Source organism: Rothia sp. (in: high G+C Gram-positive bacteria) (assembly GCF_015265375.1).
GTDB lineage: Bacteria > Actinomycetota > Actinomycetes > Actinomycetales > Micrococcaceae > Rothia.
Map to the genome: position 1 here is coordinate 1 of NZ_JABZXW010000077.1, position 8,122 is coordinate 8,122.

5 protein-coding genes and 1 pseudogene are annotated in these 8,122 nt (G+C 59.5%); 3 read left to right on the forward strand and 3 right to left on the reverse strand.

Features of this window, described 5'->3' with window-relative positions; all coding sequences use genetic code 11:
* The 3 genes and pseudogenes from HXO69_RS08175 to HXO69_RS08185 all read right to left on the reverse strand — a co-directional run.
* Positions 1–321 (reverse strand): annotated as a pseudogene (locus tag HXO69_RS08175) (peptidase); the annotation flags it as partial.
* A gap of 537 nt (positions 322–858) precedes the next feature.
* Entirely contained in the window at positions 859–1,659 is an 801-nt protein-coding gene (locus tag HXO69_RS08180; RefSeq protein WP_296546438.1) for an SDR family oxidoreductase, read from the reverse strand.
* Positions 1,660–1,797: 138 nt separating this feature from the next.
* Entirely contained in the window at positions 1,798–2,112 is a 315-nt protein-coding gene (locus HXO69_RS08185) for a penicillin-binding protein (protein WP_296546439.1), read from the reverse strand.
* A gap of 537 nt (positions 2,113–2,649) precedes the next feature.
* Between HXO69_RS08185 and valS the strand changes: the two genes are divergently transcribed.
* From valS to HXO69_RS08200, 3 genes are all read left to right on the forward strand, one after another.
* Positions 2,650–5,382 carry a valine--tRNA ligase gene (gene valS / locus HXO69_RS08190; RefSeq protein ID WP_070831113.1) on the forward strand — a complete coding sequence of 911 codons (2,733 nt, stop codon included), beginning with the start codon at positions 2,650–2,652 and terminating at the stop codon, positions 5,380–5,382.
* A gap of 544 nt (positions 5,383–5,926) precedes the next feature.
* Positions 5,927–6,328, forward strand: a complete 402-nt coding sequence (locus tag HXO69_RS08195) for a hypothetical protein (RefSeq protein WP_161799617.1) — start codon at positions 5,927–5,929, stop codon at positions 6,326–6,328.
* A 181-nt stretch (positions 6,329–6,509) separates the two neighbouring features.
* Complete coding sequence (locus HXO69_RS08200; RefSeq protein ID WP_296546442.1) at positions 6,510–8,069, forward strand: LssY C-terminal domain-containing protein; 1,560 nt, start codon at positions 6,510–6,512, stop codon at positions 8,067–8,069.
* Positions 8,070–8,122 lie beyond the last annotated feature (53 nt).

The window sequence follows — 8,122 nt, forward strand, 5'->3', positions numbered from 1 at the left end:
AGCTTCAGCCTTGGGAGCTTCGGTTGCCGGAGCAGTGGGGGTAGGAGCCTCTGCCTTGGGAGCCTCGGTAGCCTCAGCCTTAGGAGCTTCCGCCTTAGGAGCCTGAGTTGCCTCAGCCTTGGGGGTCTCTGCCTTAGGAGCCTCAGTTGCGTTGCCGCCAGGCAGGGAAGAAGTCTGAGCGGTTGCCTTCTGGTCGACAACCTGCTGCTGCTGATCAGCGGGTGCTTCTGCCGCGAAAGTTGCCGGGATTGCTGCCACAGAACCAGCAGTAAAGGCTGCCGCTGCTGCGATCTTGTAAACGCGACGGGTAGTCTTCGACATTTTTCCTCGATCTCTGATTATCGGTGTTGAACCTACCGTGGTGCGCCCCCGTCTTTGAAGGTGCAGTAGGCCCATACATGGGTGTGACTGCTAAAAGGCTAGCATTTGCCCCTGGATGTTTAACCCGCTTACCGTCACCTTTGCATAACTGTAATGAAATCGTTATAAAACCACCCCTTAAGTTGAGGTTTAATGCAGACCAATTCGGGGATTTTGCGCCCATCTACTGACACACGAGGACATATAACCCTATCTTTTGATTACATTTGAAGAAAATATAGGGTGTTCCATGGGTATTTTTAACCCACCATTTTCATCTTAGTGAACCTTAAAGTCTCACGTACCACTTTATATTTCCCTCAAGTTCCCCTTTATGCCTCTCCCCCACCTCTCAACACCCCTCAAGCACCTTCATATATGCCCTCTATATACATTCTGGGAACACAGAGAAAAGCCCCGCCCGCATCCAACTCACGCGGATGCAGGCGGGGCTACCAAAGCCTCACTGAGGATCAAGCGTCACGGCGTGCCGCGAGTTTAGCTCTCCTTGCGGATCACCTTGAACTGGCTCGGCTGAGCCACCGGGCGAATCGTGATGCGGTCCAGGTTCACGTGGTGCGGAACATTCAGCGCAAAAGTCACCGTCTGCGCCACATCCTCAGCAGTCAGCGGCTTTTCAACGCCCGCGTAGACGCGCTCGGCGGCTTCCTTGGAACCCAGGCGGTTCAGAGAGAACTCCTCGGTGTGCACCATGCCCGGGCAAACCTCAATCACGCGAATATTATTCTCTGCCTCTTCCAGACGGAGCGCCTCGGTCAGGCCGCGAGCGCCGAACTTCGCCGCATTGTATCCGGCGCCGCCTTCGTAGCCGTGCTCGGCAGCGGTGGAGGTCAGGTTCAGGATTGTGCCGTGACCGTTCAGGCGCAGAGCCTCCGCGAAGGCGCGCACCATGTGCAGAATACCGAGCACGTTCATCTGGTACATCTTCAGGTAGTCGACGGTCTTACCGTCTGCGACCTTATCCACGCCGATAGCGCCGCCGGCAATATTGACCAGGGCGTCAATGGTGCCTTGCTCTTCCAGAATCTGCTCGGCAACAAAGCGGACGGAGTGCTCGTCGGTCACGTCGCAGGTCACCGGGTGAGCACCGGTCTCCGCGTAGAGGGTGTAGAGGCGGTCGGTGCGACGAGCCAGAGCATAGACGGTCCAGCCGCTCGCCACGAGCTGCTGTACGGTGGCTCGGCCAATACCGCTGGATGCGCCGGTCACCACGGCAACTTTGCCGTCTCCGGTATGGGGCAGGAAAGGAGATGCAGGAATGTGGGTGTTCTCAGTCATACTTTAATCCTAGTAGAGTGATGCCCGCGGGTGCTCTGTTCGAGCAGACTCGCGGGCATATATTTTGAAATTTTCGATAGTGAGACAGTGCCGGCAACGCCGCCGTTCGGGGTGAACAGTACAGGCGCTATCACCCTGCTACTTGCGGCGGCGCGGCAGACCCCAGCGGCTCCTGCCGCCGTCACGGAATCCGAGGCGATGCTCAAAATACACGGGCGAGCTACTACCGGTCTTAATCGTGTCCGGAGGGACCGTACCCTCACGCGCAGACAGCAGATAAAGAACCGCAGCGCCGGGCATGAACACAATCAGGGGCAGTACGAAACGCATGCGTGCCTCACCGTAACCGCTACGCACCGTCAAATGCCAGACGCACAACGCCACCAGCACCAGGTGCAGTATCAGCAGAACAGTTTCAGGCGTACCCAAACCAAAAATACTTAGAGAACTCATTGGCCGCTCCTCAAAGGTCGTGTACTTTCAGTCTACGCCGCACCCGCGTCGCTGAGAAGGATTCGTGAGCTGTTGATAGGCAAGATTTTCGCGCCTACACTGCAGGTAACCGAGGACAGCACATGAGGGGTTCTCTCCCCCATTGCCTTTCCGCCGAGTTCGCCGCTGAATCGCCGATTACTCCTCATATAGGGAACCTCCACATGACAGCAACACCGCACCAGCGCATCGCCGCTCTCCGGGAGCAACGCCGTGCCCTCCAGCAGCGTGCGCGCAGCATCCGCGCCACTACCGGAACCCCCTATAGTTCCGAAGTTCACCTGCTGCTCGGGCAGAGCTACCTCGACCCCGCCAGCTGGCAGGAACTCGCCCACGCCACCGGGGTCCGCGCAGCGGCACGTCGGGCACAGTTCACGCGCAGGTACCGGCCCCTCCTGGCACGTCTAGAAGCCGCCATCGACCAGTACGAACAGCGCGGTACAGCGCAGAATTCCCCTGGAGCTGAGAGAATGCCGTGAATATGAGAAAATAGCCGTTATGGCTGAAAACATTTTGGGCTCAGACTCGCCCGTACAGATTAACGTTCCCGACCGCCCCGCCCTCGAAGGCCTCGAAGAGAAGCTCTCGCAGCGCTGGGCCGACGAGAAGACCTACGCATTCGACGAGAACACCACTCGCGAACAGGTCTACTCCATTGACACCCCGCCGCCGACCGCATCCGGCTCCCTGCACGTGGGTCACATGTTCTCCTACACCCAGACCGACGTCATTGCACGCTACCAGCGCATGACCGGCAAGAACGTGTTCTACCCCCTCGGCTGGGACGACAACGGCCTGCCCACCGAACGCCGCGTTCAGAACTACTACGGCGTTCTCTGCGACCCCTCCGTGGCAGACAACGACTCCTTCCGTGACCTGATCACCTGGAAGGCAGACGGCACCCCCAAGCCCGACCGCAGCCAGGCAAAGTGGCCGCGTATCTCCCGCAACAACTTCATTGAACTCTGTGAAGAGCTCGCGGTTGAAGACGAGAAGGTCTTCGAAAACCTCTTCACCACCCTGGGTCTGTCCGTTGACTGGTCGCGCACCTACCGCACCATCGACGCGCACTCCCGTAAGGTCTCCCAGCTCGCCTTCCTGAAGGACCTGGAAGCAGGCAACGCCTACATGGCAGAAGCACCGACCATGTGGGACGTCACCTTCCGCACCGCAGTGGCACAGGCTGAGCTGGAAGATAAGGAACGCCCCGGCGCGTACCACCGCATCAGCTTCCACCGCCCCAACGGCGAGAAGGTCTGGATTGAGACCACCCGCCCCGAGCTGCTTCCCTCCTGTGTGGCTCTCGTGGCGCACCCCGACGACGAGCGCTACAAGCCGCTGTTCGGCACCACCGTCACCTCCCCGCTGTTCGGCGTTGAGGTCGAAATTAAGGCGCACCCGCTGGCACAGCCCGACAAGGGTGCCGGTATCGCCATGATTTGTACCTTCGGTGACACCACCGACGTCACCTGGTGGCGTGAACTGCAGCTGGACACCCGCGCCCTCATCGGCCGCGACGGCCGCTTCTCCCGCGAAACCCCCGAGTGGATCACCTCCGCCGAGGGCCGTGAGCGCTACGAACGCATGGCGGGCACCACCGTCTTCACCGCACAGAAGACCGTCGTGGAAATGCTGGTTGAGGCCGGCGAAATGGACGGCGACCCCAAGCCGATTACCCACCCCGTGAAGTTCTACGAGAAGGGCGACAAGCCCCTCGAAATCGTTGCTTCCCGCCAGTGGTACATCCGCAACGGTGGCCGTGACGCTGCACGCCGCGAGAAGCTCATCGAGCGCGGCCGCGAAATCAACTGGTACCCCTCCTTCATGCGTAGCCGCTACGAAAACTGGGTTGAGGGCCTGAACGGCGACTGGCTGATTTCTCGCCAGCGCTTCTTCGGCGTTCCCTTCCCCGTCTGGTACCCGCTGGACGCTGAGGGCGAGCCGGACTACGAGAACCCGATTCTGCCTTCTGAGGACATGCTGCCGGTTGACCCGGCATCTCAGGCTGCTCCCGGTTACACCGAGGACCAGCGCGGCGTAGCGGGCGGCTTCATCGCCGACCCGGACGTTCTGGACACCTGGGCTACCTCCTCCCTGACCCCGCAGATTGCGACCGGTTGGGGCGTGGACCCGGAGCTGCACGCAAAGACCTTCCCCATGGATCTGCGCCCGCAGGGTCACGACATTATCCGTACCTGGCTGTTCTCCACCGCTGTTCGCGCGGAGACCCTGGCGTCCTCCGTGCCGTGGTACAACACCGCACTCTCCGGCTGGATTCTCGACCCGGACCGCAAGAAGATGTCCAAGTCCAAGGGCAACGTTGTGGTCCCGAACGAGGTTCTGGAGAAGTACGGTTCGGACGCTGTGCGCTACTGGGCTGCTTCCGCTCGCCTGGGTGCTGACACTGCCTACGACGAAGGCCAGATGAAGATTGGCCGCCGCCTGGCGATTAAGCTGCTGAACGCCTCTAAGTTCGTGCTGAACCTGGGCGCTACCGAGAAGTCCGTGATTACTTCTCAGGCTCAGGGCCGCGTGCTCATCAACGCCCTGGACCGCTCCCTGCTGGCTCGCCTGGCGTACCTGATTGAAGAGGCGACCGCAGCGTTCGAGAAGTACGAGTACGCTCGTGCCCTGCAGATTTGCGAGAGCTTCTTCTGGTCCTTCACCGACGACTTCGTCGAGCTGATTAAGGACCGTGCATACGGTGCTCGCGGCGAAGAGGAGCAGGCTTCCGTTCTTGCCGCGCTGGCAACCACCCTGGATGCTCTGCTGCGTCTGTTCGCGCCCTTCCTGCCGTTCGTGACCGAAGAGATTTGGTCCTGGTGGCGTGCAGGTAGCGTACACCGCGCCGAGTGGCCGCAGGCACTGCCCATCCTGGAGGGTACCCTGCTGGCTGAGTACTCCGCACAGAACCCGACTGCTGGCATCTCTGCTCAGTGGGTCCTGGCGGACGCTGACCCGGCTCAGATTGAGTCGCTGAAGCAGATCCTGCCGGATGTTGCTGAGGCTCTGGGCGGCCTGCGTAAGGCTAAGAGCGACGCGAAGGTTAAGCAGCGCACCGAGGTTGAGTCCGCTACTATTGCGGCTCCTCAGGCTCAGCTGGATCGCATTGCCGCTGGCTTGGCTGACCTGAAGGCTGCCGGTAACGCTCGTGAGCTGTCCCTGGTGGCAGCTGAGGGCGAGCTGGAGGTTCGCGACGTTGTACTCGTTGTGGAAGAAGCAGCTGAGTAATCGCGTCTGAGTAATCGCATTTGAGCGTTTATCGCTTGATTTTATGACACCACTTTGGTGTTGATAACGGGGCGGTACTGGTTTTCAGTACCGCCCCGTTTTCTGTGCCTGCGGCTCGTTGTAGCTCGCCGGGTGTGAGGCCCCGATTGCGGACCTATACGGCGCTGACTTTGTGTTTTATCTCTGTGGAACCCGCAAGTACCTGTGCCTGATTCGAAGAGCTCTCGCTAGCCCCTCCCTCAACGATGTGGGTTTTAGCCTGCTAATCTGTGGGGATTCTGTGGGATTTCCAACCCCTTTTTTATATTCATCAATGTGCAAAGAGCATAATCAACCTTATGAGATTGACTGTCACTTTATGTATGATTGTTGATGCGAGGGTTTTACCATCAGGAACAACCCTCTATTCAACTTCAGCAACAGACAAATCACCGGTACGAGTAACGACATACCCCGACCAACCGCACGACAGTAAACCACCCGTCAGACGCAGCGATGCGTCCTGACTCTGACCCGCGCCAAAGTAGGCGCACCCCATATCCTCATGAATTCATACTCATCCTCTTCCGGATTACCGAACAAACCCCAGGCGAGGCAGAGCTCAACCCCGAGCTCACCGCCAGGAGCGCAAGCAAACATTTCCCCCGATCAACTTCAGCACTACCACGCAAGCCTGAACGAATACATCAGCCAGGCACGCGAACACGCCCGGGCACTACGTGACAGCTACACCAACGAAGTGTACGACCTGTGGCATCAGCACATTTCCACCAGCGCCGCCGCCGATGAGGCGAGCATCGCCTCCGGTTCGTTGACCGCTCAGCAACTTGAGGAACTGACCCGCAAGTGGGTGCGCCTCATGCGTGAAAGCCGCGACATGCTGCACCACGAAAGCTCCATTGCCGCCGCACGCGCCGCTGTGGAGGCTAAGCCCCTCCCCGAGTAGGGTCACCCTTTATTTCTTTCGCGCGGCAACGCCAGCACTCCGCGTTGGTACCGCGTTTTCCGCGGCGGGGCGATCGAGCCAAGCGATTAAGCCCTGCTCGGAATGCGTACTTCACATAACCTGCCCCTTGCTATAGTTATGGATATTCAAAGACCCTAACTATGTTGCAGAAAGGGCGGGAATGTCCCACCAAAAACGCGTCCTGCGGCCTATACGTAGCGATGTTGCTCCCCCAGTTACCTCCCCACCGGTCTACCGTGGTGATATTGACGCGCGCGGCACGGCGCAAGACCTCGTCCCGCGCAGCTTGTGGGTCGATTTCTGGGACACTCTCTTCTTTATCTTTGCCGGCATCGCGGCCCTCGTGCTGACCTTCATGATTCTGGCGAATACGGTCGGCCATTCTTTCTGGGGTTTCCCCATTGCCTTCATTTTCTGGGCGGTCACCGCGTACCTGACGCTACCGCGTTTTCACGCGATCATGACCCGCATCTACGTGCCCGACTACTTTATTGGGCGCACCCGCACCCCGGACGGTCTGCTCGGCGACCCGGTCAATATCGGTCTGATTGGTACCGAGGAGCAGATTCACCAGGTCATGCAGGACGCAGGCTGGACCCGCGCTGACAACGTCACCCTCGTCTCTTCCTGGAAGATTATTCTCTCCACCATCACCCGCCGCTCCTACGCGGAGGCGCCCGTCTCCCCGCTGAAAATTTTTGGTAAGACGCAGGCTTTCGCCTACCAGAAGGAAGTGGACGGCAACCCCGAGAAGCGCCACCACGTGCGCTTCTGGAAAACCCCGGACGGCTGGCTTCTGCCGGGCGGTCACCAGGTGGATTGGTTGGCGGCGGGCACGTACGACTCCGGTGTGGGTTTCAGTTTCTTCACTCTGCAGGTCACGCACCGCATTGACGCTGAAACCGACTTTGAACGCGACTACATTGTGGAGTCCATTCAGTACGCCCACCCGGAAACTCACGTTGAGATTCTGCACGATTTTTCCTCCGGCTACCATGCCCGTAACGGCGGCGGTGACGCGATCCGCACGGACGGCGCGCTCCCGGTCATCGTGCTGAACAATGAGGGCCTGGAGCCGCAGGAGCAGGAAGAAATTCACCTCTCCAGTGCGCACGACCTGGCGTACCGCATGCCGCTGAGCCTGCTGGTTGGTTCGGGTATGCTCATCGCTGTGACCCTCGCCGACATTGTCAACAGTGTCATTTTGGCGCTCAGCCGCCCGGCACTTCGCGCCAAGCTGTTGGAGGAAGGTTCCGGCAACGACATTGAGCTGCTGGACCTCTTCGATCAGGTGGATAGCAACGTGCTACTCACCATTACCGGCACCGTGCTGGTGGGTTTTGTAGCAATTTATTCGGCGGTGCACCTGTTCCTGCTGTGGAGTACGTTGCGCGGCTCGTCGAAGGCTCGTCGCCTGGCTCTGCTGTTGACAGCGTTGAACTTCGCGGCAATTACCGGCGGCGTGCTGTGGGGGCATCAGTCCCTGCCGCTGTCCACGATTTTCTTCCAGCTGGGTGTTGCCGTGTTTGCGATGCTGGCGTTCACCTCGGATGCGGCAGTTCAGTACACGGCGACCCGCACCTTCCACATGCGCGATACGAAGATTGTGCAGCGCGCAACGCACCCGAAGGTTCTGGAGCACAGGGCACAGCGCAAGGCGAAGAAAGCACAGCAAACGCAGCAGGCACGCAAGGCGGCTTCCGCGAGCCATCGCCGATAGCCAATGCTCTGCATAGTTTGGGAAACAAAGTACCGCCCGGTCATGTACTGACC